The 1,711-nt window shown below is 65.0% G+C and carries 2 protein-coding genes; both read left to right on the top strand.

What is annotated here, in order from left to right:
• A partial coding sequence (locus tag AC1DS3_RS38340) for a transketolase C-terminal domain-containing protein (RefSeq protein WP_477129329.1) occupies positions 1–511 on the top strand: 511 nt, incomplete at its 5' end.
• 247 nt (positions 512–758) lie between these two features.
• The gene (gene folE2 / locus AC1DS3_RS38335) at positions 759–1,562 is read left to right on the top strand and encodes a GTP cyclohydrolase FolE2 (protein WP_477129328.1); all 804 of its coding nucleotides are present in this window, start codon (positions 759–761) and stop codon (positions 1,560–1,562) included.
• The last annotated feature ends 149 nt before the right edge of the window (positions 1,563–1,711 follow it).

The following is a 1,711-nucleotide window of genomic DNA, read 5'->3' as shown; positions in this document are numbered from 1 at the left end:
GGATTGCCCGACCGCCGTGCGTTACCCGCGCGGCGCCGGCACGGGCGTGGCGACCGAGGCCGCGCTCACCGCGCTGCCGGTGGGCAAGGGCGAGATGCGCCGCACGGGCGGCGCGCGCGCCGGCCAGCGCGTGGCCTTCCTGGCGTTCGGCTCGATGCTGCATCCGGCGCTGGGCGCGGCCGAGGCGCTCGACGCCTCGGTGGCCAACATGCGCTTCGTCAAGCCGCTCGACGAAGCGCTTGTGAAGAAGCTCGCGAGCGAGCATGACTACCTCGTCACCGTCGAAGAAGGTTGCGTGATGGGCGGCGCCGGCAGCGCGGTGCTCGAAGCGCTGGCCGCCGCCGGCATCGCCATGCCGGTGCTGCAGCTCGGCCTGCCCGACCGCTTCGTCGATCATGGCGACCCGGCCTTCCTGCTGTCGCAATGCGGGCTGGACGCCAAGGGCATCGAGCAATCGGTGCGCGAGCGCTTCAACCTGGCCCAGCCTGCTGTCGCCACCCGCGCGGCCTGAGCCAACGGCGCGCCCGCGGCTTGCGGGCGCGCCGGTTTCCTGATGGCTTCCTGATGCCATCACCCGTGCCCCCCGTACGGGTATCGCCCCGCGCGTGGGCAGTCAAAGGCAAATTCCCTTAGAATCCGAGGTTCTGTGTTCGCAGCTGCGGGAAGCCATCGGCTTTGCCATCCCCGCGGTTTCACACTCGTTGCGCGGCAAGGTTGACTGCGAAAAATGCCGCGACCGTAGAGGAAACCTGATCGATATGAATGACATCAATCCCGCCTTTGTGATGCCCGACGTGCAGTCGAGCCTCGATACCCGCCAGATCCCMATCCAGCGGGTTGGCGTGAAGGGCGTGCGTTACCCCCTGACGCTGAAGACGCCGGCCGGCGCACTGGCTACCGTTGGCACCTTCAATCTCGACGTGCACCTGCCTGCCGACCAGAAGGGCACGCACATGTCGCGTTTCGTGGCCTTGCTGGAAGAAGAGCGCGAGCCGCTGGAACTGGCGAGCTTCCGCACGTTGCTCGACAAGATGCTGGTCAAGCTGGAAGCCGAGGCTGGCCGCATCGAAGTCACCTTCCCGTACTTCATCAACAAGATCGCGCCGGTATCCGGCGTGCAATCGTTGATGGACTATGAAGTCACGCTGATCGGCGAAGTGCGCAACGGCGCGACCAAAGTCTTCCTGAAAGCTCTGGTTCCGGTCACCAGCCTGTGCCCGTGCTCGAAGAAGATCTCGCAGTACGGCGCGCACAACCAGCGCTCGCACATCACCATGAACGTCGAGCTGGCGGCCGACCTGCCGGTCGAGGCGCTGGTGCGCATGGCCGAGGAAGAAGCCTCGTGCGAGCTGTGGGGCCTGCTCAAGCGCCCGGATGAGAAGTTTGTCACCGAGCGCGCTTACGAGAACCCCAAGTTCGTCGAGGACCTGGTGCGCGATATCGCCATGCGCCTGAATGCGGACGATCGCATCGTGGCCTATGTGCTGGAGKCCGAGAACTTCGAGTCCATCCACAATCACAGCGCCTATGCCGTGATCGAGCGCGACAAGCGCGCGCAGTAATCCCGCCATGCCTCAGTAAAAAAGCCACCGTGAGGTGTAATGCCGTTCAGTTAAGGTCCCTATTGAGGAAGCGAACGGCATAGCGTGAAGGGCGGGACTTGACGACCCGGTCGMATGAGCGACCGGGTCGTTTCACATTGGGCAGCGAC

Source organism: Cupriavidus sp. 01L46, from assembly GCF_056399905.1.
The sequence above is the reverse complement of the archived record's forward strand: the minus strand, read 5'-3'. Positions and strand labels throughout refer to the sequence as shown.